The sequence below is a fragment of the Streptomyces zinciresistens K42 genome, from assembly GCF_000225525.1.
GTDB classification, from domain to species: domain Bacteria; phylum Actinomycetota; class Actinomycetes; order Streptomycetales; family Streptomycetaceae; genus Streptomyces; species Streptomyces zinciresistens.
Window position 1 is genome coordinate 1 of record NZ_AGBF01000041.1, and the last position, 24,042, is coordinate 24,042.

Here is a 24,042-nt window from a genome sequence, read left to right on the forward strand (position 1 = left end):
GGGGCGCCGCGCCGCGGGCAGCGCTGCCCGCCGGGGCCGGTCCACCCTCCGGAGAACGGACCCGCGGGTAGCCGTAGTTTCCTACGATCCGTGATCCTGGCCGAACAGACCGTGGTCACCCCGCTCGCCGCGCCCTACGTTGTGGGCCGTGCGCCGACCCCCAGCCCAGCCGAACCAGCCCCCCGACCGCCCCAGCCGCCGCGACCCGCCGACTCCCCCGTTCAACGCCCCCGCGGCCCGCCGTCTGCGCGCCGCCCTCGACATGGGGCCCGAGCACGTCGCCCACGGCCTGCGGGTCTCCTACGGGCTGCCGTACGTCACCGGGGACCTGGTCATCGCGTGGGAGCGCGAACTCACCGCCCCCGACAGCGGCGAACTCACCGCTCTCGCCGGTGTGCTGTGGTGCTCCCCGGGTGAACTGCTGGGCAGACCAAGGACGTTGCGCGAGCACCGGATCTCCCGCGGCCTCGCGCCGGAGGACGTGGCACGCGCCGTCGGGCACGACACCCGCGCCTATCTGCGCATGGAGGAGCACGACGACTGGCAGGGCACCGAGCGCCAGTCGGCCGCGCTGGCGCACACGCTCGGCCTCACGCTGCCCGACTTCATCACCGTCACCGGCCGGGAGGGCAGGCTCGCCGACCTGCTGCACAGCGCGGTCACGACGCGCTGGCAGGCGTATGTGCGCCCGGTCGGCAGGATGGTGCCGCTGGACCGGCGCGTCCTGGAGGACGCCCTCCAGGGGCTGCACCAGAGCTACCAGGGGCAGATGGCGGCGACGCTCAGCTGGGGCGGCGGCAGCGGGGACTCCAGCGCCGCCGGCCGGGAGTTCCTGGACCGGATCGTGGAGCGCTTCTGGACGGCCGTCCGGAGCGACGGTCCCTGAGCCCCGCCGCATCACGCACCGCGCCCCACCGCACCACGCCCCGCCGCACCACGCCCCGCCGCACCGCGGAGGGCCGCACCACGCACCGCGCCCCACCGCACCACGCCCCGCCGCACCACGCCCCGCCGCACCGCGGAGGGCCGCCTAGAAGACCGACTCGGCCTCGTCCATGCGGTCCTTGGGCACCGTCTTCAGCTCGGTGACCGCCTCGGCCAGCGGCACCATGACGATGTCCGTGCCGCGCAGCGCCGTCATCCGCCCGAACTCGCCCCGGTGGGCGGCCTCCACGGCGTGCCAGCCGAAGCGGGTGGCGAGGACGCGGTCGTACGCCGTCGGTGTGCCGCCGCGCTGGACGTGGCCGAGGATGACGGGCTTGGCCTCCTTGCCGAGGCGGCGCTCCAGCTCGAAGGCGAGGGCGGTGCCGATGCCCTGGAACCGCTCGTGGCCGTACTGGTCGATCTCGCCCTTGCCGTAGTCCATGCTGCCCTCGGCGGGGTGGGCGCCCTCGGCGACGCAGATCACCGCGAACTTCTTGCCGCGCGAGAAGCGCTCCTCGACCATCTTCACCAGGTCGCCGGGGTCGAAGGGGCGCTCGGGCAGGCAGATGCCGTGGGCGCCCGCGGCCATGCCGGACTCCAGGGCGATCCAGCCCGCGTGGCGGCCCATGACCTCGACGACCATCACCCGCTGGTGCGACTCCGCCGTCGTCTTCAGCCGGTCCATGGCCTCGGTGGCGACGCCCACGGCCGTGTCGAAGCCGAAGGTGCGGTCCGTGGAGGAGATGTCGTTGTCGATCGTCTTCGGTACGCCCACCACCGGCAGGCCCGCGTCGGACAGCATGCGCGCGGCCGTCAGCGTGCCCTCGCCGCCGATCGGGATGAGCGCGTCGATGCCGAAGTCGCGTGCGATGTCGGGTGCGTTCTCACAGGCTTCGCGCAGCCGGTTGCGCTCCAGCCGGGACGAGCCGAGGATCGTGCCGCCGCGGGCCAGGATGCCGCTCACGGCCTCCAGGTCGAGGTGGCGGTAGTGGCCGTCGAGCAGGCCCGCGAAGCCGTCCTCGAAGCCGATCACCTCGTCGCCGTACTGGGCGACGGCCCGGTGCACGACCGACCGGATCACGGCGTTCAGTCCGGGGCAGTCGCCGCCTGCGGTGAGCACTCCGATGCGCATCGTGCTGTGTCTCCCTGCTCGCTGTCGTGACCGGTGAGCCGGTCCGATTGTTTCATGCCTCCGAGGACGGCGTCCCTTCCGTTCGGTTCACCCCTTCTTCCCCCTTTTTCTCCCGATACGTTTCTCCCGATACGCCGACCCGCGGGCCTTTCCGCCCCCTTCCCGGTACGGCCGGGACCCCGGTACTGACGGGCGCCTTATCCATCGGCAGAGGTACTGTCAAGAGGGTTCTGCTCACCTCGGTGGGCGATTTTTGTGCAGGTGGACGAAACGGAGAGCACGCGTGACGCGCAGCGTGTACGTGACCGGTATCGACCGCGGCGACGGACGCCAGGTGGTCGAACTGGGAGTGATGGAGCTCCTGACCCGGCAGGTCGACAGGGTGGGGGTGTTCCGGCCGCTGGTGCACCACTCGCCCGACCGCCTGTTCGAGCTGCTGCGCGCCCGCTACCGGCTCTCGCAGGACCCGGCGACGGTCTACGGCATGGACTACCACGAGGCGTCCACGCTCCAGGCCGAGCGCGGCACCGACGAGCTGGTCTCCACCCTCGTCGAGCGGTTCCACCTCGTCACCCGGGACTACGACGTCGTCCTCGTCCTCGGCACCGACTTCGCCGACACCCAGCTCCCGGACGAACTCGCTCTCAACGCCCGCCTGGCCAACGAGTTCGGCGCCTCCGTGATACCCGTCGTCGGCGGCCGCCGGCAGACCGCCGAGTCCGTGCTCGCCGAGACGCGCAACGCCTACCGGGCGTACGAGAACCTGGGCTGCGACGTGCTCGCCATGGTCACCAACCGGGTCGGCCCCGAGGACCGGGACGCGATCGCCGGCTCCCTCGCGGCGCGGCTTCCGGTGCCCTGCTACGTCGTCCCGGACGAGCCCGCCCTCGCCGCGCCGACCGTCTGGCAGATCGCGCAGTCCCTGGACGCCACCGTCCTGCTCGGCGACGACTCCGGGCTCGCGCGCGACGCCCTCGACTTCGTGTTCGGCGGCGCGATGCTGCCCAACCTGCTGACCGCGCTGACCCCGGGCTGCCTGGTGGTGACCCCGGGCGACCGCGCCGACCTGGTGATCGGCTCGCTGGCCGCGCACAGCTCGGGCACCCCGCCGATCGCGGGACTGCTGCTCACCCTGGACGAGCGGCCCGGCGAGGCGATCATGACCCTGGCGGACCGGCTCGCCCCGGGCACCCCGGTGCTGTCGGTGCCGGGCTACAGCTTCCCCACCGCCGAGCAACTGTTCTCCCTGGAGGGCAAGTTGAACGCGACGACCCCGCGCAAGGCGGAGACCGCGCTCGGTCTGTTCGAGCGGTACGTCGACACCGGCGACCTGCTCACGCGGGTCTCGGCGCCGAGCACGGACCGGGTCACGCCGATGATGTTCGAGCACAAGCTGCTGGAGCGGGCCCGCTCGCGCATGCGCCGCATCGTGCTGCCCGAGGGCACCGAGCCGCGGGTGCTGCACGCCGCGGAGGTGCTGCTGCGCCGCGGGGTGTGCGACCTGACCCTGCTCGGACCGGTCGACCAGATCCGCAAGCGGGCCGCCGACCTCGGCATCGACCTGGGCGGCGCGCAGCTGACCGACCCGGCCACCAGCGAGCTGCGCGACGCCTTCGCGGAGAAGTACGCCCAGCTGCGCGCCCACAAGGGCGTCACGGTGGAGCTGGCGTACGACGTGGTCTCCGACGTGAACTACTTCGGGACGCTGATGGTGCAGGAGGGGCTGGCCGACGGCATGGTCTCGGGGTCCGTGCACTCCACCGCCGCCACCATCCGGCCCGCTTTCGAGATCATCAAGACCCGGCCGGACGCCGGGATCGTCTCCTCGGTGTTCTTCATGTGCCTCGCCGACCGCGTCCTCGTCTACGGCGACTGCGCCGTCAACCCGGACCCGGACGCCGAGCAGCTGGCCGACATCGCCATCCAGTCGGCCGCGACCGCCGAGCAGTTCGGCGTCGAGCCGCGGATCGCGATGCTGTCGTACTCGACGGGCACCTCGGGCTCGGGCGCCGACGTCGACAAGGTGCGCGAGGCGACCGGGCTGGTGCGCGCGCGGCGGCCCGATCTGAAGATCGAGGGCCCCATCCAGTACGACGCCGCCGTCGAGCCGACCGTCGCCGCGACCAAGCTGCCAGGGTCCGAGGTGGCCGGGCAGGCGACGGTGCTGGTCTTCCCGGACCTCAACACCGGCAACAACACCTACAAGGCCGTGCAGCGCTCCGCCGGCGCGATCGCCGTCGGCCCGGTGCTCCAGGGCCTGCGCAAGCCGGTCAACGACCTCTCCCGGGGCGCCCTCGTCTCGGACATCGTCAACACCGTCGCCATCACGGCGATCCAGTCGCAGTCCACCGTCTCCCCCGCCGACCGGAAGGCCACCGCCCCGTGACCGCCACCCGCGTCCTCGTCCTCAACTCCGGCTCCTCGTCGCTGAAGTACCAGCTGCTCGACATGCGCGACGGCGGCCGGCTGGCCGTGGGCCTCGTCGAGCGGATCGGCGAGCGGACCTCACGGCTGCGGCACACCCCGTCGGCCGGCGGCGGGGAGAGCCGGGAGCGGACCGGCGCGATCGCGGACCACGACGCCGCGCTGAAGGCCGTGGCGGAGGAACTCGCCCGCGACGGCCTCGGCCTCGACTCGCCCGAACTGGCCGCGATCGGGCACCGGGTGGTGCACGGCGGCCGGCGCTTCACCGAGCCGACCGTCGTCGACGACGCCGTGCTCGCCGAGATCGAGCGGCTCATCCCGGTGGCCCCGCTGCACAACCCGGCCAACCTGACCGGCATCCGCACCGCCCGCGCCCTGCGCCCGGACCTGCCGCAGGTCGCCGTCTTCGACACCGCGTTCCACACGACGATGCCGGAGTCCGCCGCCCGCTACGCCATCGACGTCGAGACCGCCGACCGCCACCGCATCCGGCGCTACGGCTTCCACGGCACCTCGCACGCCTTCGTCTCCCGCGCCACCGCCGCCCTGCTCGGCAGGGCCCCCGAGGACGTCAACGTCATCGTGCTGCACCTGGGCAACGGCGCCTCCGCGTCCGCGGTGCGGGGCGGGACCTGCGTCGACACCTCGATGGGGCTCACGCCTTTGGAGGGGCTCGTGATGGGTACGCGATCCGGGGACGTCGATCCCGCGGTCATCTTCCATTTGGCACGCGTTGGCGACATGTCCATCGGGGAAATCGACACTCTTCTCAACAAGAAGAGCGGATTGACCGGCCTGTGCGGCGACAACGACATGCGGGAGATCCGCCGCCGGATCGACGAGGGCGACGAGCGGGCGCGATTGGCCTTCGACATCTACATTCACCGGCTGAAGAAGTACATCGGCGCGTATTGCGCCGTGCTCGGCCGGGTGGACGCGGTCGCGTTCACGGCCGGTGTCGGCGAGAACGCGGCGCCGGTGCGGGAGGCCGCCGTGGCGGGCCTGGACCAGCTCGGTCTCGCGGTGGACCCGGAGCTGAACGCCGCGCGCGCCGACGGGCCGCGGATCGTCTCGCCCGCGGGCGCGCGGGTGGCGGTGGCCGTCGTGCCCACGGACGAGGAACTGGAGATCGCGACACAGACCTACGCACTGGTCGGGAAGGCGAACAGCTGAGGCAGACGGCCCGGTGACACGGCTGAGCAAAGCGAAGCTCATTTGTATCTTCCACCAGACGGAATATTCCGCGGCGAAACAAACCGATAGGATCGTCCCATGCGCCGTTCGAAAATCGTTTGTACCCTCGGCCCCGCGGTCGACTCCCATGAACAGCTCGTCTCGCTGATCGAGGCCGGCATGAACGTGGCCCGCTTCAACTTCAGCCACGGCACCCACGAGGACCACCAGGGGCGCTACGAGCGCCTGCGGTCGGCCGCCCGGGAGACGGGCAGGGCCATCGGGGTGCTCGCCGACCTCCAGGGTCCGAAGATCCGCCTGGAGACCTTCGCGGAGGGCCCGGTCGAGCTGGAGCGCGGTGACGAGTTCGTCATCACGACCGAGGACGTCCCGGGCGACAAGACCGTCTGCGGGACGACGTACAAGGGCCTGCCCGGTGACGTCTCGCGCGGCGACCAGATCCTCATCAACGACGGCAACGTCGAGCTGAAGGTCCTGGACGTCGAGGGCCCCCGGGTGCGCACGATCGTCATCGAGGGCGGCGTCGTCTCCGACCACAAGGGCATCAACCTGCCCGGCGCGGCGGTGAACGTGCCCGCGCTGTCCGAGAAGGACGTCGAGGACCTGCGGTTCGCGCTGCGCATGGGCTGCGACCTGGTCGCGCTCTCCTTCGTCCGGGACGCCCACGACGTCCAGGACGTGCACAAGGTCATGGACGAGGTCGGCCGCCGCGTCCCGGTCATCGCCAAGGTGGAGAAGCCGCAGGCGGTGGCGAACATGGAGGACGTCGTGCTGGCGTTCGACGGCGTGATGGTCGCGCGCGGCGACCTGGCCGTCGAGTACCCGCTCGAGAAGGTCCCGATGGTGCAGAAGCGCCTCATCGAGCTGTGCCGCCGCAACGCCAAGCCGGTGATCGTGGCGACCCAGATGATGGAGTCGATGATCACCAACTCGCGGCCGACCCGCGCCGAGGCGTCCGACGTCGCCAACGCGATCCTGGACGGCGCCGACGCGGTCATGCTGTCCGCCGAGTCCAGCGTGGGCGCGTACCCCGTCGAGACCGTGCGGACGATGTCGAAGATCGTCACCGCGGCCGAGCAGGAGCTGCTGAGCAAGGGCCTTCAGCCGCTCGTCCCCGGCAAGAAGCCGCGCACGCAGGGCGGTTCGGTGGCCCGCGCGGCCTGCGAGATCGCCGACTTCCTCGGCGGCAAGGGCCTGGTCGCCTTCACCCAGTCCGGCGACACCGCCCGCCGGCTGAGCCGCTACCGCGCGGCCCAGCAGATCATCGCGTTCACCACGGACGAGTCCACCCGCAACCAGATGACGCTGAGCTGGGGCGTGGAGCCGCACGTCGTGCCGTTCGTCAACAGCACCGACGAGATGGTCGACCTGGTCGACCAGGAGATCGTCAAGCTCAACCTGTTCGGCGAGGGCGACATCGTCGTGATCACCGCGGGCTCGCCGCCCGGTGTCCCCGGGACGACCAACATGGTCCGGGTGCACCACCTGGGCGGCACGGGCCGCGACTGACACCCGGTCTGCGGTACGGCACCGAGGGCGCCCCCTGCGGCAGGGGGCGCCCTCGGTCTGTGCGGCTCCCGGACGGGTCCGGTGGGATCGGTCAGTCGGTGATGAAGTTGCGCAGGCCGGGCACGAACAGCGTGCCGCCGAACTGGCCGGCCTGGACCACCTTGACCTTGGTGAAGTAGATCAGCGGGATGTTCAGCGGCGGCGGGTTCTCCGGGTCGAACGTCACGGGTATCAGCCCGAGCAGGTTCCCGGAGATGCTCTCGGTGTACATCACCGTCTTGCCGTTGCGGATCGTGGAGGTGGAACCCGGCGCCGCCTCCACGTGGTACGTCTTGCCGGACTGCTTGTCCTTGACCGTCTGCTTCAGGTCGCCGATGTCGGTGCCGTCGGAGATGACGTACTTCAGCACCTTCTTGGTGGCGCCGCCCGCCGTGCGCACCTTGACGACGCCCTGGTAGTCGGCGCCCTTCAGCAGCAGCGAACTGGCGTTCAGGAACCACGGGTCGTCGGGCAGCGGCACGGGGTTGTCGACGCCGCCCTCGGCGTCGGTGGCCTTCGGGCAGTTCCGCGGGTCGGCGGTGGAGCTCGCGGAGGGGCTCGGCGTGGCGGTGGCCTCGCCCGCCGCGTCCCGGGCCGCCTCGGTGGTGTCCTTCGCGGCCTCGGACGCCTTGCCGGTGGCGCCCCCGACGGTGTCCCCGACCTTCTCGGTGGCCTTGCCGGCGGTCTCCCCGACCGGGTCGGGCGCCTCGGAGGCGTCCTTGCCCGCGGAGCCGCCGGAGCCGGAGGAGCCGGAGGACCCGGACGGCGCCTGCGCGCTGTCGCTCGCGCCCGGCGACGGCGTCGCGGTCGCGCCCGCCTCGTCCTTCGCGCCGCCCGTGAAGATGCCGGAGATGGCGTCGCCTATGTTCTCCAGCAGGTTGCCGCCGCCCTCGGGCGGCGCGGGGGTCTGCGTGGCCGGGGCGCCGGTCTGCGCCCCGGCGGACTTGCTCGGGGACGGCGTCGGGGTGGGCCCGTCCGCGTCGTCGGAACCTGAATCCGACGAACCGGAGGAACCGGAAGAACCAGCGGAGCCAGAGGAGCCAGAGGAGCCAGAAGGAGGGGTTTCGCCCCCGGAGGCCGCACCGCCCGCGGAGCCGGGCGACGCCGAGGGGGTCGGCTTCGCCGTCTCCTCGCCGGCCGGTTCGGTGGTGCTCGGGGAGGGGGACGCCGAGGCGTCGTCCGCCAGCGCGGCCACGCAGTCCTTGTACTCGTCCACCGTGAGGCTCTTGGCCGTCGGCTTGCCGGCGTTCTCGCTGTCGGCCTGCGCGAGCGTGGGCGTGAAGCCCATGCCCATGAGGACCGCGGTCGGCATCGCCGCCAGGGCTATCGCCTTGCCCGCGGGCATGTGGAACCTGGTGAACAGCGGCTTCTTGGGCGCCGCGTGACGCGGCCCGGTTCTCGCACGGGACGTGTCCACCTCGGTCCCGTGGGTCACCTCGTCAGCCGGCACTGTGCCTCCCGTTCGCCCCGTTCCCCGGGCTCGTTCCTGACAGATCGTTCGGCTCGCCCACCGCGGGCTTGTGGAGATCGGTGCCGGAGTCGCCGGCGCCCTCGGGCGCGGGCGCCCCGCCGGGCGCCGCCGGCACCGCCTCGCCTTCCCGACCCGGCGCCCACGACACGGCCATGGCCCCGCCGACGAGGGCGAGGAGGAAGCCGATGAGGAAGCCGCCGATGTTGGAGACGGGGATGGACACCAGGGCCAGCAGGATCGCCGCGACGCCCGCGAAGGTGCGTACGTGCTTCTGGAACCAGAGGCTGAAGCCCAGGACCACGAGCAGGACACCGATGATCAGGGACCCGGCTCCCGCGGTCGTGGCCATCGCCAGGGTCAGATTGCCGATCTGCAGGTTCGCGTACGGGAAGTAGGCGATCGGGAGTCCGCCGAGCATGACGAACAGACCCGCCCAGAACGGCCTGGTGCCCCTCCAGGCACGGAAGTTCCGCCGAAGGACCTGGAGGTGATGCTCGTCATGGCCGGGCGCGACAGGAGTCTCGGCACTCATGGAAAACAGCTCCCTGGTACGGCGTTGCTGTGGTGGTGATGCGTGGGTGGTACGTGGGTGGTGCGTCGAAGTGGTGCTGTTTCCCGCCCACTTGTGAAGAAAGCGGGCGGAGAGTGGAAGGGCGGGGGCGCCATCGGCTCCCCCGCCCGTCACCGAGTGCTCAGTAGCATTCCTTGGCACCCGTCGACAGCGACATCTTCAGCCCGCTGAGCTTGAAGGTTCCGGCCGTGGTGGCCCACGCCGTCTGCTTCACGCCGGTCAGCGTGGCCTTGTCGGCCTGCTGGGCGAACCCGTACGGGTTGGCCTGCTCGCCGCCGCCCTTCATGCCCGGACCCTTGCTGGCGTCCTTGGCGGCCACACCGATGTCGATGTTCTCGAACGTCGCGTCCGCGCTCAGGTCGGCGATGTCGATGTAGAGGTTCTTCGCCTCGACCGGGGTGTCGCCCTGGCCGGCCCGCAGGATCAGGCTGACGCTCCCGAGGACCGGGATGTCAGGGGTGACCACGGACTGGCACAGGTTGTTGATGGTCGCGGACTTGAACGCCGAGACGGCGACGGGGTTGACCGTCTTCTTGCCGGAGAGCGTGTAGCCCTCGTCAAGAGCGCCGTACTGCGAGAAGCCGTTACCGACGAGCTTGTCCGTCGAGACCTTGAACGACTGGCCGGACACGCTGAACGACGCGGCGAGAGCGCCCTGCGCGAGGGCGACACCTATCGCTGCCGTGGCGGCGACGCTGGGCACCATGACCACAGCGAACCGCTTCCATCTGGTCCCGCCACGCACCTGGGACTCCATATTTCCTCCTTCTCGGACGTACATCTCCTGACCCTGGCTGCCACTGTCGGCTCGACGGCCCAGCCGGGCAGGGATGGGAGAAGTGCTACGTCCTCGGGAAGGAGAGCGCCCGCGCTCGGTGGCGCCGAACGCGCCCGAATCACCGGCGATCACCCCCGAGCGACAACCACTGGTCGCGCCTGACACGCATCACGCACAACCTTGCTGGACAGGCTTCGCCGATGAGCGAAGACCCCCCTGCCCAAGAGCCGGCGCCACTGCCGCCGGCCCTGCTCGGTGGGGACCCAGGAACTCCCGTGACCCGACCGGCTGTCGGGGTGCGGGAACGGACCGAGCGTGGCCGATCGTGGTGCATTCTCGCCGCCCGCACAAGGGGCTTCGTTACTCGGTAGTAACGGCCGGATAACCGAACAACGACCCGCGGGTCTCGGGCAGCGACTCAGGGTGGCATCACCCGCCCGGACAAATCCATGAATCGCCAGACAGAAGCCGACAGAACCACACCCCCGACTTACCTGGAGTAACTGCGGCCGCGTTTACCAAGTTTTGGTAAAGCGCGGCCGCTTTGGTGCTCTGTCGACAGTTGTTTCACCGGGGCACCACGGCCCCGCGCGTTTAGTGACTGGTCAGAACGGGGCCGCCGCCCCGGTCGGCACGCCGGTCAGAACAGCGCCCGCGCCAGCGCCCTGCGCGCGGCCGCGACCCGCGGGTCCTCGCCGCCCACCACCTCGAACAGCTCCAGCAGCCGCAGCCGTACGGTGTCGCGGTCCTCGCCCGCCGTGCGCTGCACGGTCTCGATGAGCCGGCCGAAGGCGTCCTCGACATGACCGCCCACCAGGTCGAGGTCGGCCGCGGCGATCTGCGCCCGCACGTCGGCCGGGTTCTCCGCGGCGTCCTTGCGCACCTGCTGGGGGTCCGCGCCCTGCACCCGCTGGAGCAACTCGGCCTGCGCCAGGCCGAGTCCGGCCTCCGAGTTCGACGGGTCCTCGCTCAGTACGCTCCGGTACGCCCGGACGGCACCGTCCAGGTCGCCCGCGTCCAGGGCCTGGACGGCGGCCTCCAGCAGGGCGTCGTGCGGACCGGCCTGGACGGCGGGGGCGCTGTGCGCGCCGCCGGGCTCGGCGTCCGGGTCGACGCTCAGGCCGGTGAGGCCGAAGCGCTGCTCCGCGACGGCGACGAGCTGGTCGAGCGTCTCGCGGATCTCGGCCTCGCCGGCCGCGCCCTGGAAGAGCGGCAGCGCCTGGCCGGCGACCACCGCGAACACGGCGGGAATCCCCTGGACGCCGAACTGCTGCATCAGCATCTGGTTGGCGTCGACGTCGATCTTGGCGAGCAGGAAGCGGCCGTTGTACTCGACGGCGAGCCGCTCCAGCACCGGGCTCAGCTGCTTGCAGGGCTCGCACCACTCGGCCCAGAAGTCGATGACGACGGGCACCTCGGCGGAGCGCTGGAGGACCTCGCTCTCGAAGCCCGCCTCATCCACCTCGATCACGAGGTCGGCGGGCGAGACGGCCCCTCCCCCGCCCTGCCGGGCGGACTCGGCGCGCACCTGCTCCGCCTTGGCCTTGGCCTCCTGGGCCGCCTTCACCGCGGCGAGGTCGACGACCCCGCTCATGGACATGTTCCGTGGCTGCATGGGTCTATCCTCCCCCGTCCGGTGCGCACTGTGAAAACGGTGTGCCCGCCGGGCCCGACCCGGCATGGTGTCGGCGCCGGGTCCCCACCCCGCGCCAGTGGTCGTCGCTTTCGCTACGGGTCGTAGCGTAATGGCATGCGGGTCCGCGTGACCAGCACCCCCGAGTGATCTGCCTCACCGTCGCACGGGACAAACCCCCGGTTATGGTCGGGACATGCAGAGCCGCCCCGCCACCGCCCGTCCCGGCCGTCCGCGCAGCGCCGCCGCGGACGCCGCGATCCTGGCGGCCACCCGCGAGGCTCTGGTCGAACTGGGCTGGTCCAAGCTGACGTTGGGGGACGTGGCCACCCGCGCGGGGGTCGCGAAGACGACCCTGTACCGCCGCTGGTCCGGCAAGAACGAACTCGTCGTCGACGCGGTCGCGGAACTCTTCGACGAGCTGCGGCTGCCCGACCGCGGCAGCCTCGCCGCCGACATCGAGGGGGTCGTGCTCCAGTTCGCCGCCATCCTGGCCCGCCCGGAGGCCAGGAGCGGACTGATGGCGGTGGTCGCGGAGTCGACCCGGGACGACGCGCTGCGCGAGCGGCTGCGCACCTCGGTCGTGGACCGCCAGAAGAGGCTCGTGGTGGAGGGCAGGGTGCGCGCCCAGTGCCGGGGCGAGCTGCCGCCGGAGAGCGACGCCGGGGAGGCCGCCCGCACGGTCGACCTGATCTTCGACATGGTGGCGGGCGCGGTCGTGCACCGCACGCTGGTGAGCGGGCATCCGGCGGACGAGGAGTGGGTGCGCGGCTTCACGCAGGTCCTGCTGCTGGGGCTGACGGGAGCGGCCTCGGGGGCTCCCGGGGAGTGAGGGGGCGGGGCGGGCGCCCCGCACCGCCCCCGCACCGCCCCCTCACCGCCCCCGCACCGCTCAGAAGCCGGCCGGCTCCGTGTAGACGCCCCACTCGTCGCGCAGCACGTCGCAGATCTCGCCGAGGGTCGCCTCGGCGCGCACGGCGTCCAGCATCGGCGTGATCATGTTGGCGCCGCCGCGCGCGGCGGCCAGCATCTCCGCCAGGGCGGCGCGCACCGCGGCGTCGTCGCGGGCGGCCCTGCGGGCGGCCAGCACCCGCACCTGGTCGCGCTCCACCTCGTGGCTGACCCGGAGGATCTCCAGGTCGCCGGTGACGGAGGGGGTGTGGACGTTGACGCCGACGACGCGCTTCTCGCCCTTCTCCAGGGACCGCTGGTAGCGGAAGGCGGACTCCGCGATCTCCCCGGTGAACCAGCCGTCCTCGATGCCGCGCAGGATGCCGGAGGTGATCGGCCCGATGGGGTGCCGCCCGTCGGGGTGCGCCCGCAGGCCCCGCTCCTTGATCTGCTCGAAGATCTTCTCGGCGTCGACCTCGATCCGGTCGGTGAGCTGCTCGACGAACCAGGAACCGCCCAGCGGGTCCGCCACGTTGGCGACGCCGGTCTCCTCCATGAGCACCTGCTGGGTGCGCAGGGCGATCTCCGCGGCCTGTTCGGAGGGCAGGGCCAGGGTCTCGTCGAGGGCGTTGGTGTGCAGCGAGTTGGTCCCGCCGAGCACGGCGGCCAGCGCCTCCACGGCGGTGCGCACGACGTTGTTGTACGGCTGCTGGGCGGTCAGCGACACGCCCGCGGTCTGGGTGTGGAAGCGCAGCCACTGCGCCTTCTCGCTCCGGGCGCCGTACACGTCGCGCATCCAGCGCGCCCAGATCCGCCGGGCGGCCCGGAACTTGGCGATCTCCTCGAAGAAGTCGAGGTGCGCGTCGAAGAAGAAGGACAGGCCGGGTGCGAAGACGTCGACGTCGAGACCGCGGCTGAGGCCCAGTTCGACGTAGCCGAAGCCGTCCGCGAGGGTGTACGCCAGCTCCTGCGCGGCCGTCGCCCCGGCCTCGCGGATGTGGTAGCCGGAGACGGACAGCGGCTTGTAGGCGGGGATGCCGGCCGCGCAGTGCTCCATGAGGTCGCCGATGAGGCGCAGATGCGGCTCGGGCTGGAAGAGCCATTCCTTCTGGGCGATGTACTCCTTGAAGATGTCGGTCTGGAGCGTGCCGTTGAGCACGCCCGGGTCGACGCCCTGGCGCTCGGCGGCCACCAGGTACATGCAGAAGACCGGCACGGCCGGGCCGCTGATGGTCATGGACGTGGTGACGCCGCCCAGCGGGATGTCCTTGAAGAGGACCTCCATGTCGGCGGCGGAGTCGATGGCGACACCGCAGTGCCCGACCTCGCCCAGCGCGCGCGGGTCGTCGGAGTCGCGGCCCATCAGCGTCGGCATGTCGAAGGCGACGGAGAGACCGCCGCCGCCGTTGCCGAGGATCATCTTGTAGCGCTCGTTGGTCTGCTCGGCGTTGCCGAACCCGGCGAACTGCCGGATGGTCCACGTCCGCCCGCGGTAGCCGGTCGGGTGCAGCCCGCGGGTGAAGGGGTACTCCCCGGGCCAGCCGATCCGCTCGAAGCCCTCGTACCCGTCTCCCGGCCGGGGCCCGTACACCGGCTCCACGGGGTCCCCGGAGAGCGTGGTGAAGTCTGCGTCGCGCTTGCGCGCGGCGTCGTACCGGGCCTGCCAGCGGCGGCGGCCCTCCTCGATGGCGTCAGCGTCCATACCCACGAATTTACTAGGACGTCCTAGTAAATGTCGACGGGAAAGCCGCCGCACCCTCGGCACGGCGGCTTCGTCAGGCCCGTGCGGCGGCCGGCTCGGCGCCGCTGAGCAGCGGTTCCACCTCGCGTGTGACCTTGCGCTCGACGAAGAAGGCGACGAGCGGGATCGTCCCGGACAGCAGCACCCACAGGAGCTTGCCGAACGGCCACTTGGCCTTGGACCCGAGGTCGAAGGCGAAGATCAGGTAGATGATGTAGAGGAACCCGTGGACCTGGGAGACGGCGAAGGTGACGTCCTCGCCCGTGTCGAAGCCGTACTTGAACACCATCGAGGTGGACAGCACGAGCAGCATGACGGCGGTGACGTAGGCCATCACCCGGTAGCGGGTCAGGACGCTCTTCTTCATGCGCAAGAGCGTAACCATCCGTTCCGGGAGATCTTGTCCCGGGTCCCGGGTCCCGGGTCCCGGGTCCCGGGTCCCGGGTCGCGGACGCCCGGTCGCGGCCCCGGTCGCGGACGCCGGTCGCGGCCCCGGCGCGGACGCGCCCCGGCCCCCGTCCCGGCCCCCGTCTCAGCCCTCGTCGAAGTCGTGGGCCGCGACCCGCAGCGGGCGCAGCATCGCGAAGATCTCCGCGCACTCCTCGGCGTCGTACACCCCGAGCCCGAAGTCCATGGCCATCAGGTCGCGGGTGGCCGCCTCGACGACCTCGCGGCCCTTGGCGGTGATGGAGGCGAGGGTGCCGCGCCCGTCGTTGGGGTTGGGCCGCTTGTCCACCAGACCGGAGCGGACCAGCCGGTCCACTGTGTTCGTCACCGAGGTCGGATGCACCATGAGCCGCTCGCCGATCTTGGACATCGGCAGTTCGCCGGCCTTGGCGAAGTTCAGCAGCACCAGCGCCTCGTAACGCGCGAACGTCAGTCCGTAGGGCTTGACCACCGAGTCGACCTCGGCGAGCAGGATCTGCTGCGCGCGCATGATCGAGGTGATGGCGGCCATGGACGGCACGTTCCCCCAGCGCTGCTTCCAGAGTTCGTCGGCGCGGGCGATGGGGTCGAAGGGGAGGCTGAGCGGCTTCGGCACGCGGTCGACCTTACCGGCCGGTCACATGCCGGTCAGCCCTGTCTCGCCCTTCGGTCCCCCGCCCGCTCCCCCGCCCGCGGTCACCGGTCTACGCCGGGGTCGCCTCGCTGATCCGGAAGACAGCCGTCCACCGGTCGTCGTGCAGGCAGGCGTTCATGGGCGCGACCAGCGCCCGGTGGTCGGTGCCGGTGCGCCACCGCTGGACGGCCTCCAGGCTCGCCCACTCGCTGGTGAGCATCCACTGGGCGGGGTCGTCCAGGGAGCGGCACAGCTGCTCGCCGAGGTGCCCGGGAAAGCCCTCCGCCCCCCGCCGGACCTCGCGATACGACGTCACGAAGTCCGCCTCCATGCCCTCGCGCACCCGCAGCAGCCGCACCACGCGCACCCGTTCGGGGGCCGGGGAGCCGGCGGTCATGACGGGTCGAGGACGACGGGGAGCTCGGCCAGCCCGCGGAAGGCGGGGAACGGCACGGTCATCCAGCGCGCCTCCCCCGGGTCGCCGGCCCGCGCCACGCGCGGGAAGCGCGCGAAGAGCGTGGTGAGGGCGGTCTGCATCTCCAGGCGGGCCAGCGGCGCCCCGACGCAGTAGTGCGGGCCGAAGCCGAAGGCGAGGTGCGTGGCCTGGACGTTCGGACGGCGTACGTCCATCTCGTTCGGCTCGGCGAACATCTCCGGGTCGCGGTTGGCGCCGGCGAGGGAGATCTGCACGAGCGCGCCCTTGGGGATGAGGGTGTCCCGCAGGACCACGTCCTCCGTGGCGTGCCGGAAGGTGGCGTTCTCCACCGAGGTCTCGAAGCGCAGCACCTCCTCGATCGCCGCGTTCAGCGCGCTCGCGTCCTTGAGGGCCATCGCCTTCTGCTCGGGCCGGCCGAGCAGATGGTGCACGGTGTTCCCGATCTGGTACGCCGTCGTCTTGTGGCCCGCGAACAGCAGGACCCAGGCCGTGGAGACGAGTTCGTGGTCGGTGAGCGCGCCTTCCTGGTCCTTCGCCGTGACGAGCGCGCTGAGCAGGCCGTCGTCCGGCTCCCTGCGCTTGCGCGCGCACAGTTCCACGAGGTATTCGCGGAGATTCCCCTCGGCGATCTCCAGCTTCGCGCGCGCTTCCGGACCGAAACCGGTCTTGGCGACGGTCGCGGACCATTCCTGGGCCTTCTGGCGCTCGTTCTCGGGAACGCCCAGGAGTTCGCAGATCACCTGGAGCGGCAGCGGGAAGCAGAACTCCGGGAGGAGGTCGACCGGGGCGGACGTCGGACACCGGTCGAGCAGCCCGGCGGTGATCTGCTCCACGCGCGGCCGCAGCGCCTCGACCCGCTTCGGGGTGAAGGTGCTGCCGACGATCCTGCGCAGCCGGGTGTGCTTCGGCGGGTCCGAGAAGAGCATGTTGTCGTCGAGCGCGATCGACGAGTCGCCGAAGATGCGGTGGTAGGCGTCGAGGGCGCCGTACATGTCCTTGCTGAACCGGGGATCGGCGAGGGCCGCGCGGGCGTCGTCGTAGCGGGTGATGAGGTACGTCTCGACGCCGTGCGGCGGGGACATCGGGCAGACCGGCGCCGCCTCGCGCAGCGTGGCGTACACAGGGTGCGGGTCGGCGCGGAACTCCCGGCTGCACGAGGAGGCCGCGGCGGCGGCCTCCTCGAACGACAGCGCCTCGGACTCCTCGGATGCGAACGCTTGCGTCATGGCTGGTCCCCGGGTTCGGCGTGGATTTCCCTGGCTCAGAGCCCACAGTTTCCCGGTGCGCGACGGCCCGCAAACGGCGCTGCGCCATATGGGTCGGCTCGCCGGACGACGTGTGTGTGGCGGACGACGGGCTTGGTACACATCGACGACGTGAGCGCACACCAAGCGGAATCTGTACCAGTTCTCGTCGTCGGCGGATCCCTGGTGGGACTTTCCACTTCGGTATTCCTGGGACGCCTCGGAATCCAGCACCTGCTCGTGGAGCGGCACGCCGCGACGTCCACGCACCCGCGCGGCCGCGGCAACAACGTGCGCACCATGGAGCTCTTCCGGACCGCCGGCCTGGAGTCGCGCATCCGGGGGGCGGCCCGCACCCTGTCCGGCAACGACGGCATCCTCCAGGTCGACACCCTGGTGGGCGCGCGGCGCCGCTGGATCGTCGGGGACATCGCGGGCGGCATGGACGTCTCGCGGGTCAGCTCCTCCGACTGGTGCCTGTGCAGCCAGAACGACCTGGAGCCGGTGCTGCTGGAGTACACCCGGGAGCTGGGCGCTGACGTCCGCTTCAACACGGAGCTGCTCTCCTTCACCGAGCACGCGGACGGCGTACGGGCAGAGGTGCTGGACCGCACCACCCAGCAGACGTACACCGTCGAGGCCGGCTTCCTCGTGGCGGCCGACGGCCCGCGCAGCCCGGTGCGCACCCGCCTGGAGATCGGCCAGTCCGGTCCGGGCGAGCTGTTCCACAACGTCAGCGTCACCTTCCGCAGCAGGAAGCTCCAGGCGCACGTCGGGGAGAAGCGCTTCGTGGTCTGCTACGTGACCCACCCGGACGGTGAGGGCGCGCTGCTGCCGGTGGACAACGAGGAGAAGTGGGTCATCCACGTCCCCTGGTACCCCGGCCGGGGCGAGAACCTGGCGGACTTCACCGACCAGCGGCTCGCGGCGCACATCCGGGCCGCCGTCGGCGTCCCCGACATCGACGTCGAGATCACCGGACGCGCCCCCTGGCACGCCTCCAAGCGCGTGGCCGACCGCTACGGCGCGGGCCGGGTCCTGCTGGCCGGCGACTCGGCCCACGAGATGCCGCCCACCGGCGCGTTCGGCTCCAACACCGGCATCCAGGACGGCCACAACCTCGCCTGGAAGCTCGCCGCGGTGCTGCGCGGCTGGGCCGGCCTGCCGCTGCTGGACACCTACGAGGCCGAACGGCGCCCGGTCGCGCTGGCCACCGGCGCCCGTGCCTGCGCCCAGGCCGCCGACGAGGAGCACCCCGGCTTCAGCCCCGCCGGCCGCAACGACGACCCGGCCGACCTGATGACGGTCGCCCTCTGCTACCGCTACGCCTCCGGTGCCGTGGTGGACGCCCCCGCGCAGCGCCCGGTCGTCCCCGACTCCTTCCAGCTCGGCGGCGAACCCGGCAGCCGCGCCCCGCACATGTGGGTCCTGCGGGAAGGCGAGCGCATCTCCACGCTCGACCTGTACGAGCGCTCCTTCGTGCTGCTGGCCGGCTCCGGCGGGCAGAAGTGGCGTACCGCCGTCGAGAAGGCGGGCGCGAACCTCGGCGTGCCGGTGGCGGCGTACCTCGTGGGCACCGGTCCCGACCACGACCTCGTGCCGGAGCCGGACGCCGACTGGGCGGAGCTGCACGGCACGGCCGAGGACGGCGCCGTCCTGGTGCGCCCGGACGGGTTCGTCGCCTGGCGGGCCGACGCGGCGATGCCCGACACGGACCGTGTGCTGACCGCCGTGCTGCAGAGCGTGCTCTGCCGCGACTGACCCCCGCCGTACGCCGACGAAAGACGAGGACGCTGCCATGACCCCTGCCGGACGCATCGACGTCCACCACCACTTCACCGCCCCGGCCTGGCTGGACTGGGCCGAGGAACGCGGCATCGTCAGCCGCGGGAAGCTGCCGTGGTGGACGCGCTGGGACCAGGACGCGGCACTGGAGCTGATGGACAAGACGGGCATCGGCACCGCGGTGATGACCGTGGCGATGCTCGGCCGCCTCCAGGAGCGTGCCGTGCGCCAGGAGAGCGCGCGGGTCGCCCTGCGCGCGGCGGCCGACGTGGCCGCGTCCGCGCCCGGCCGGTTCGCGTTCTTCACCCCCGTCTTCCTCGACGACCTGGACCTGTCCTCGTGGAGCGTCGCGTACGGCCTGGACGAGCTGGGCGCGGTCGGGGTGAGCACCCGCACCAGCGTGAACGGGGTCTTCCTCGGCGACCCGTCGCACGACCGCCTGCTCCAGGAGCTGAACGAGCGCTCCGCGGTCATCAGCACCCACCCCATGGAGGTGCCGGCCGGCAAGGACGGCGCTCCCGGTCTGCCGGGGATGCCGCCCTTCGTGTGCGACTTCCTGATGGACACAACCCGCGCGGCGGTCAACCTCATCAGGAACGGCACCCTGGACCGCTACCCGAACCTCAGCTTCGTGCTGCCGCACGGCGGCGGCTTCCTGCCGTACATGGCGGCCCGGCTGGAGCTGTTCGGCGGATCGCTGAACCCGCCGATCGAGCCGGGCCGGGTCCGCGACCACCTGCACCGGTTCTGGTTCGACACCGCGGGCCCCATGTCCCCCTCGGCCACGCCGACCCTGCTCGCGACGGTGGACCCGGCGCGCATCCTCTTCGGCACCGACTGGCCGCCGACGCCCGGCCACGTGCTGGTCGACCGGGTGGCGCCGGCCCTGGACGCCGACCCGTTCCTGTCCGAGGAGCAGTTGCGGGGCATCAACCGGGACAACGCGCTGCGGCTGATGCCGGGGCTCGCCCGCGGCTGAGCCCGCTCCGCCGCGACAAGGCCGCCGCCCGCGCCGTTCGGCGCGGGCGGCGGCCTGTGTGCCGCGGTGGAGCGGCCGTTCCTCAGCGGACGGCGTCGCGCTTCCAGTGGTAGAAGCGCCGCGCCATCGCGTCCCTGGGACCCCGCCAGGTCTCGGGGTCGTAGGGGCTGACGAAGGCTTCGAGGCGTCGGCTGACGTCGACGAACTCGGGGTGTCCGGCGACCTGCTGGATGGCGGGGCCGGGGTCCTGCTCCGACTCGATGAAGTGCATGTACACATCGCCGAACTGGAACAGCGAGCGCTGGCTCACCCCGACGAGGTGCGGGAGTTCGCCGCGGTCGGAGGACGCGAAGACGTCGGCGATGTCCTGCGCCGCGTGCGGGGCCATCCTGGCGACGATCAGGGCGTGGTGCATGGGTTCTCCTCGGGTGAGCGGGCCGCTCAGGCGGGGGTGGTGGAGGCGGTCCGCTGCTCGCCCGCGGCCTGCTCGACGCGGTCGCGGATGAGGGCGAGCTGGATCGGCGAGTTGCGGTTGATGATCTCCGTCATCCCGGCGTCGTCGACGGGCGCCCCGGGCTTCATGGCGAAGTCCTGCGTCCAGTGCATCCGGGTGCCGGCCGGGGTCTCCTCGTACTCCCACACGATGTTCATGTGGGCGAACGGGCCGGTCTCGACCCTGCGGGCCCGCACCACGCGCTTGTCGCGGTCGGCGACCCGCTCCGAGACCCAGCTCCAGACCTTGCCGTTCTCGTCGGGGAACATCGTCAGACGGAACGTCACCGTGTCGCCGTCGCGGGCGAGGACCTCGCAGGAGGCGTACTCGCTGAACAGCTGCGGCCAGCGCTCCAGGTCGTTCGTCATGTCCCAGACGAGGTCGAGGGGCGCGGCGATGGTGATCTCGTTCTCGGTGTGTCCGGCCATGTCAGGCTCCCGTCGTGAGCGAGCCGTTGACCAGGGCGAGGAAGGCGCGCGGGCAGGTGCAGCGCTCCGCGTCGGTGGGCAGCGCCCGGCCGTTGCGGTTCTCCAGCTCGCCGACGATGCCGAGCAGGCCGAGCGAGTCCAGCCCGAACTCGGAGAAGGGCGTGTCGGCCCGGCGCTCCAGTTCCCGCGGGTCGACGGTGACGCCGGCGGCCTGCTTCATCAGCGTGGCCAGTTCCTCGACGGTCACTCCGGTCACTTCTGTGGTCATGAGGGTTCTCCTTGTCGTTCTAGAGGGCGGAGCCGGTGCCCGCGCGCAGTACGAGGGCGGCGTTGGAGCCCATGAGTCCCCGGCTGAGGACCAGGGCGGTGCGCAGTTCGGCCGGGCGGGCGGTGCCGGTCACCAGGTCGATGTCGTGGCTGACGTCGAAGACGCCCGGCGTGGGCGGCACCAGCCCGTCCTCCATGGCCCGCACCGCGGCCACGACGTCCAGCAGCGGTGCCCCGCAGTACGACCGTCCGATGCCGGTCTTGGGGGCGGTGACCGGCACCCGCCCGCCGTGCGCCCCGAGGGCGTCGGCCAGGGCGAGGGCCTCGGCGCGGTCCGCCTCGGGGACGCCGAGGGCGTCGGCGAAGACCACGTCGATCTCCTCCGGTGCACAGCCGGCCTCGTCGAGGGCGCCGCGCACGGCCTGTGCGAGCCCCTCGCGCGACCGGTCCCAGCGCGAGGCGCCGGTGAAGGTCGCGGCGTGCCCGGCCACGGTGGCCCGGACGTCCGCCTCCCGGCGCCGCGCCCGCTCCAGGTCCTCCACGATCAGTACGGCGCCGCCCTCGGCGGGTACGAAGCCGCAGGCCGCGGAGGTGAAGGGCCGGTAGGCGCGGGCGGGGTCCTCGACCGTGCTGAGTTCGGGGTAGCCGAGCTGGCATACCCCCGAGTACGGCGCGAGGGGGGCCTCGGCCGCGCCGACGACGACGACGTCGGTGCCCCGGCGCACGGCCCGGCCGGCGTGGGCGACGGCGTCCAGGGCGCCCGCCTCGTCGCTGGCCACCACACCGCAGGGGCCCTTGAAGCCCTTGCGGATGGAGATCTGACCGGTGCTGGCCGCGTAGAACCAGGCGATGGACTGGTACGGCCCGACGAACCGGGAGCCCTTGCCCCACAGCTTCTGCAGCTCGCGCTGGCCGAACTCGCCGCCGCCTGAGCCGGCCGCGGTGACCACGCCGACGGAGTACGGCTCGTCGGTCCAGGCCGCGCTGGAGAGCCCCGCGTCCTGGAGGGCGGCGTCGGCGGCGGCGAGCGCGAAGTGGGTGAACTTGTCGGTCTGGACGAGGAAGGTCTCCTCGATCAGCGCCGAGGCGTCGAAGCCCCGGACCTCGCCGGCGACGCGCAGCGGCAGGTGCTCGCAGCCCTCCCGGGTGATCCGGTCGAGGACGCTGACGCCCTCCTTGACGTTCTTCCAGTAGGTCTCGGCGGTGAGGCCGTTGGGGGCGACCACTCCCATGCCCGTGACGGCTGTGCGCCGGGCGCGTCGACCGCTCATCGTCGTCTCCTCCCGTTCGGTCCCGTCAGCAGCACCGCGGACTGGAACCCGCCGAAGCCGCTGCCCACGGAGAGCACGTTGTCGAGCCGCCGCGAGCGCGCGGTGCGCGGGACGTAGTCCAGGTCGCACTCGGGGTCGGGGGTCTCGTAGTTCGCCGTCGGCGGCACCACCTGGCGGGCCAGCGCGAGCACGCAGGCGACGACCTCGATGGCGCCGATCGCGCCGAGCGAGTGGCCCACCATGGACTTGATCGAACTCATGGGGGTGTCGTAGGCGTGCGAGCCGAGGGACTTCTTGACCGCGGCGGTCTCGTGCCGGTCGTTCTGCCGGGTGCCGGAGCCGTGCGCGTTGACGTAGTCGACCTCGGTGGGGTCCAGGCGCGCGTGGTCGAGCGTCTCGTCGATGGCCCGCGCCATCTCCAGGCCCTCGCAGGTCAGACCGGTCATGTGGTAGGCGTTGCCGAAGGTGGCGTAGCCGCCGATCTCGCAGTAGACGTGCGCGCCGCGGGCCCTGGCGTGCTCCAGTTCCTCCAGGACGAGGACGGCGGCGCCCTCGCCCATGACGAATCCGTCGCGGCGGGCGTCGAAGGGGCGCGAGGCGTGCTCCGGGTCGTCGTTGTTGGGCGACGTGGCCTTGATGGCGTCGAAGCAGGCCATGGTGATCGGGGAGATCGGGGAGTCGGAGGCGCCGGCGAGGCAGATGTCGGCGCGGCCCTCCTCGATGGTGTGGAAGGCGTAGCCCACGGCGTCCAGGCCCGAGGTGCAGCCGGTGGAGACGGTCTGCACCGGCCCCTGGGCGCCGAAGCGTTCGGCGACGTCGGAGGCGAGGGTGCTGGGCGAGAACGCCCGGTGCAGCTGGGGCTGGGCGGCGCGGTGGTCGACGTCCCAGCGCGCGCCGCGCTCGCTGACGAGGACGTAGTCGTGCTCCAGGCGGGTGGTGCCGCCCACCGCGCTGCCCAGGGACACGGCCACCCGCCAGGGGTTCTCCTCGGCGAGGTCGACGCCGCTGTCGGTCACCGCCTCCCGGGCGGCGACGAGGGCGAACTGTATGTACCGGTCGGCGCGTTCGACGACGTCGATGCCGAGGCCGTACGCGAGGGGGTCGAAGTCGCACTCGGCGGCTATCCGCGAGCGCAGGCCCTCGGGGTCGAACAGGGTGATGCCGCGGGTCGCCGTACGGCCGTTGGACAGGAGGTCCCAGAACGCGGGCACCCCGATCCCGCCGGGGGCGACCACGCCTATGCCGGTCACCGCCACGCGCCGGGTCATGACAGGACCCCGGGGCGTTCGGATCGGGCGCCCTTCTCCTGGACGAGCGGGTAGGAGGTGACGTCGTCGCCGAGCTCGGGCGCCTCGGTGTCGACGTGGCCGAGCCTCGGCTCGGGCGCCAGCGGGCCCAGGTGGAAGATCATGCGGGCCTCCTCGTCACCGACGTTGCGGAAGCGGTGCCGCATGTCGATGGGGATCATGAGGCCCTGGTCGGCGCGCAGGCCGACGGTCTCCCCGTCCAGGTCGACCTCCAGCCGGCCCTCGGTGACGTACACGAACTCCTCGGAGTACGGGTGGTAGTGCTCGCTGATGCGTTCGCCGGGCCGCAGGATGGCCAGGCCCATGAAACCGCTCGTGGCGCCCGCCGTGACGGGGGTGAGCAGGGTGCGGATGTCGCCTCCGCGCTTGCGGTTGGGCTCGATCTCGTTCAGGTCGACGACGCGCGGGCGCATCTTTTCCATGGTGGTTGTCTCCAGGTCGGTCGGTGAGGTGTCGGTCCCCGCG

23 protein-coding genes are annotated in these 24,042 nt (G+C 71.8%); 7 read left to right on the forward strand and 16 right to left on the reverse strand.

Annotation, left to right across the window (positions count from 1 at the left end):
* Positions 1-139 precede the first annotated feature (139 nt).
* The gene (locus SZN_RS14940; RefSeq protein WP_425274440.1) at positions 140-886 is read left to right on the forward strand and encodes a helix-turn-helix domain-containing protein; all 747 of its coding nucleotides are present in this window, start codon (positions 140-142) and stop codon (positions 884-886) included.
* A gap of 144 nt (positions 887-1,030) precedes the next feature.
* On the opposite strand, the gene SZN_RS14945 is transcribed toward SZN_RS14940, so the two are convergent.
* Complete coding sequence (locus SZN_RS14945; protein WP_007495801.1) at positions 1,031-2,056, reverse strand: ATP-dependent 6-phosphofructokinase; 1,026 nt, start codon at positions 2,054-2,056, stop codon at positions 1,031-1,033.
* A gap of 283 nt (positions 2,057-2,339) precedes the next feature.
* Here SZN_RS14945 and pta point away from each other — a divergent pair, with 283 nt between their 5' ends.
* The 3 genes from pta (at position 2,340) to pyk (ending at position 7,183) form a co-directional block, all read left to right on the forward strand.
* The gene (gene pta, locus SZN_RS14950) at positions 2,340-4,442 is read left to right on the forward strand and encodes a phosphate acetyltransferase (protein WP_007495803.1); all 2,103 of its coding nucleotides are present in this window, start codon (positions 2,340-2,342) and stop codon (positions 4,440-4,442) included.
* Positions 4,439-5,653, forward strand: a complete 1,215-nt coding sequence (locus SZN_RS14955) for an acetate kinase (protein WP_007495805.1) — start codon at positions 4,439-4,441, stop codon at positions 5,651-5,653. The genes pta and SZN_RS14955 overlap by 4 nt, the downstream gene beginning before the upstream one ends.
* A gap of 99 nt (positions 5,654-5,752) precedes the next feature.
* A complete protein-coding gene (gene pyk / locus SZN_RS14960; protein ID WP_007495807.1) occupies positions 5,753-7,183 on the forward strand; it encodes a pyruvate kinase in 1,431 nt (476 codons plus the stop codon).
* A gap of 91 nt (positions 7,184-7,274) precedes the next feature.
* Here the strand turns inward: pyk and SZN_RS14965 are convergent, their stop codons facing one another.
* The 4 genes from SZN_RS14965 to SZN_RS14980 all read right to left on the reverse strand — a co-directional run bounded on the left by SZN_RS14965 (position 7,275) and on the right by SZN_RS14980 (position 11,657).
* Positions 7,275-8,672: a hypothetical protein gene (locus tag SZN_RS14965; RefSeq protein ID WP_007495809.1), complete on the reverse strand. Its 1,398-nt coding sequence runs from the start codon at positions 8,670-8,672 to the stop codon at positions 7,275-7,277.
* Positions 8,662-9,225 (reverse strand): DUF6114 domain-containing protein, encoded by a 564-nt coding sequence (locus SZN_RS14970; RefSeq protein ID WP_007495810.1) that lies wholly within the window; start codon positions 9,223-9,225, stop codon positions 8,662-8,664. Before SZN_RS14970 ends, SZN_RS14965 begins: the two co-directional genes overlap by 11 nt.
* A gap of 160 nt (positions 9,226-9,385) precedes the next feature.
* Positions 9,386-10,021, reverse strand: a complete 636-nt coding sequence (locus SZN_RS14975; RefSeq protein WP_007495812.1) for a DUF6230 family protein — start codon at positions 10,019-10,021, stop codon at positions 9,386-9,388.
* Between the two features lie 661 nt (positions 10,022-10,682).
* On the reverse strand, positions 10,683-11,657 hold the full coding sequence (locus SZN_RS14980) for a tetratricopeptide repeat protein (RefSeq protein WP_007495814.1): 975 nt from the start codon (positions 11,655-11,657) through the stop codon (positions 10,683-10,685).
* A gap of 214 nt (positions 11,658-11,871) precedes the next feature.
* On the opposite strand from SZN_RS14980, the gene SZN_RS14985 reads away from it, so the two are divergent.
* Complete coding sequence (locus tag SZN_RS14985; RefSeq protein WP_007495816.1) at positions 11,872-12,507, forward strand: TetR/AcrR family transcriptional regulator; 636 nt, start codon at positions 11,872-11,874, stop codon at positions 12,505-12,507.
* A gap of 60 nt (positions 12,508-12,567) precedes the next feature.
* Here the strand turns inward: SZN_RS14985 and icmA are convergent, their stop codons facing one another.
* From icmA to SZN_RS15010, 5 genes are all read right to left on the reverse strand, one after another.
* Positions 12,568-14,268 (reverse strand): coenzyme B12-dependent isobutyryl-CoA mutase large subunit, encoded by a 1,701-nt coding sequence (gene icmA / locus SZN_RS14990; RefSeq protein WP_007495818.1) that lies wholly within the window; start codon positions 14,266-14,268, stop codon positions 12,568-12,570.
* Positions 14,269-14,341: 73 nt separating this feature from the next.
* Positions 14,342-14,674 (reverse strand): DUF3817 domain-containing protein, encoded by a 333-nt coding sequence (locus SZN_RS14995; RefSeq protein ID WP_007495820.1) that lies wholly within the window; start codon positions 14,672-14,674, stop codon positions 14,342-14,344.
* Positions 14,675-14,839: 165 nt separating this feature from the next.
* Entirely contained in the window at positions 14,840-15,349 is a 510-nt protein-coding gene (locus tag SZN_RS15000) for a MarR family winged helix-turn-helix transcriptional regulator (protein WP_007495822.1), read from the reverse strand.
* A gap of 88 nt (positions 15,350-15,437) precedes the next feature.
* Positions 15,438-15,764 (reverse strand): antibiotic biosynthesis monooxygenase family protein, encoded by a 327-nt coding sequence (locus tag SZN_RS15005; RefSeq protein WP_007495823.1) that lies wholly within the window; start codon positions 15,762-15,764, stop codon positions 15,438-15,440.
* Positions 15,761-17,029: a cytochrome P450 family protein gene (locus tag SZN_RS15010; protein WP_007495824.1), complete on the reverse strand. Its 1,269-nt coding sequence runs from the start codon at positions 17,027-17,029 to the stop codon at positions 15,761-15,763. Before SZN_RS15010 ends, SZN_RS15005 begins: the two co-directional genes overlap by 4 nt.
* 150 nt (positions 17,030-17,179) lie before the next feature.
* Here SZN_RS15010 and SZN_RS15015 point away from each other — a divergent pair, with 150 nt between their 5' ends.
* Together SZN_RS15015 and SZN_RS15020 are read left to right on the forward strand one after the other, a co-directional pair.
* Positions 17,180-18,808 carry an FAD-dependent oxidoreductase gene (locus SZN_RS15015; RefSeq protein ID WP_043730749.1) on the forward strand — a complete coding sequence of 543 codons (1,629 nt, stop codon included), beginning with the start codon at positions 17,180-17,182 and terminating at the stop codon, positions 18,806-18,808.
* A 37-nt stretch (positions 18,809-18,845) separates the two neighbouring features.
* Positions 18,846-19,811, forward strand: a complete 966-nt coding sequence (locus tag SZN_RS15020; protein WP_007495826.1) for an amidohydrolase family protein — start codon at positions 18,846-18,848, stop codon at positions 19,809-19,811.
* Positions 19,812-19,893: 82 nt separating this feature from the next.
* Here SZN_RS15020 and SZN_RS15025 read toward each other — a convergent pair whose 3' ends face one another.
* Genes SZN_RS15025 through SZN_RS15050 form a run of 6 tightly spaced genes read right to left on the reverse strand, consistent with a single transcriptional unit; the run spans position 19,894 to position 23,999 of the window.
* Positions 19,894-20,226, reverse strand: coding sequence for a TcmI family type II polyketide cyclase (locus tag SZN_RS15025; protein ID WP_007495827.1), 333 nt, complete (start codon positions 20,224-20,226; stop codon positions 19,894-19,896).
* A 26-nt stretch (positions 20,227-20,252) separates the two neighbouring features.
* Entirely contained in the window at positions 20,253-20,732 is a 480-nt protein-coding gene (locus SZN_RS15030; RefSeq protein WP_007495828.1) for an SRPBCC family protein, read from the reverse strand.
* A gap of 1 nt (position 20,733) precedes the next feature.
* Positions 20,734-21,000 carry an acyl carrier protein gene (locus SZN_RS15035; RefSeq protein WP_007495829.1) on the reverse strand — a complete coding sequence of 89 codons (267 nt, stop codon included), beginning with the start codon at positions 20,998-21,000 and terminating at the stop codon, positions 20,734-20,736.
* A 19-nt stretch (positions 21,001-21,019) separates the two neighbouring features.
* Positions 21,020-22,270, reverse strand: coding sequence for a ketosynthase chain-length factor (locus SZN_RS15040; protein ID WP_007495831.1), 1,251 nt, complete (start codon positions 22,268-22,270; stop codon positions 21,020-21,022).
* The gene (locus SZN_RS15045; protein WP_007495833.1) at positions 22,267-23,538 is read right to left on the reverse strand and encodes a beta-ketoacyl-[acyl-carrier-protein] synthase family protein; all 1,272 of its coding nucleotides are present in this window, start codon (positions 23,536-23,538) and stop codon (positions 22,267-22,269) included. The genes SZN_RS15040 and SZN_RS15045 overlap by 4 nt, the downstream gene beginning before the upstream one ends.
* Positions 23,535-23,999 carry a cupin domain-containing protein gene (locus SZN_RS15050; RefSeq protein WP_007495836.1) on the reverse strand — a complete coding sequence of 155 codons (465 nt, stop codon included), beginning with the start codon at positions 23,997-23,999 and terminating at the stop codon, positions 23,535-23,537. Before SZN_RS15050 ends, SZN_RS15045 begins: the two co-directional genes overlap by 4 nt.
* Positions 24,000-24,042 lie beyond the last annotated feature (43 nt).

Coding starts and splice junctions, on each gene's coding strand:
- SZN_RS14945 (WP_007495801.1), bottom strand. CDS start 2,056: ATGCGCATCGGAGTGCTCACCGCAGGCGGCGACTGCCCCGGACTGAAC.
- pyk (WP_007495807.1), top strand. CDS start 5,753: ATGCGCCGTTCGAAAATCGTTTGTACCCTCGGCCCCGCGGTCGACTCC.
- SZN_RS14970 (WP_007495810.1), bottom strand. CDS start 9,225: ATGAGTGCCGAGACTCCTGTCGCGCCCGGCCATGACGAGCATCACCTC.
- SZN_RS14975 (WP_007495812.1), bottom strand. CDS start 10,021: ATGGAGTCCCAGGTGCGTGGCGGGACCAGATGGAAGCGGTTCGCTGTG.
- SZN_RS14980 (WP_007495814.1), bottom strand. CDS start 11,657: ATGCAGCCACGGAACATGTCCATGAGCGGGGTCGTCGACCTCGCCGCG.
- SZN_RS14985 (WP_007495816.1), top strand. CDS start 11,872: ATGCAGAGCCGCCCCGCCACCGCCCGTCCCGGCCGTCCGCGCAGCGCC.
- icmA (WP_007495818.1), bottom strand. CDS start 14,268: ATGGACGCTGACGCCATCGAGGAGGGCCGCCGCCGCTGGCAGGCCCGG.
- SZN_RS14995 (WP_007495820.1), bottom strand. CDS start 14,674: ATGAAGAAGAGCGTCCTGACCCGCTACCGGGTGATGGCCTACGTCACC.
- SZN_RS15005 (WP_007495823.1), bottom strand. CDS start 15,764: ATGACCGCCGGCTCCCCGGCCCCCGAACGGGTGCGCGTGGTGCGGCTG.
- SZN_RS15010 (WP_007495824.1), bottom strand. CDS start 17,029: ATGACGCAAGCGTTCGCATCCGAGGAGTCCGAGGCGCTGTCGTTCGAG.
- SZN_RS15020 (WP_007495826.1), top strand. CDS start 18,846: ATGACCCCTGCCGGACGCATCGACGTCCACCACCACTTCACCGCCCCG.
- SZN_RS15025 (WP_007495827.1), bottom strand. CDS start 20,226: ATGCACCACGCCCTGATCGTCGCCAGGATGGCCCCGCACGCGGCGCAG.
- SZN_RS15030 (WP_007495828.1), bottom strand. CDS start 20,732: ATGGCCGGACACACCGAGAACGAGATCACCATCGCCGCGCCCCTCGAC.
- SZN_RS15035 (WP_007495829.1), bottom strand. CDS start 21,000: ATGACCACAGAAGTGACCGGAGTGACCGTCGAGGAACTGGCCACGCTG.
- SZN_RS15040 (WP_007495831.1), bottom strand. CDS start 22,270: ATGAGCGGTCGACGCGCCCGGCGCACAGCCGTCACGGGCATGGGAGTG.
- SZN_RS15045 (WP_007495833.1), bottom strand. CDS start 23,538: ATGACCCGGCGCGTGGCGGTGACCGGCATAGGCGTGGTCGCCCCCGGC.
- SZN_RS15050 (WP_007495836.1), bottom strand. CDS start 23,999: ATGGAAAAGATGCGCCCGCGCGTCGTCGACCTGAACGAGATCGAGCCC.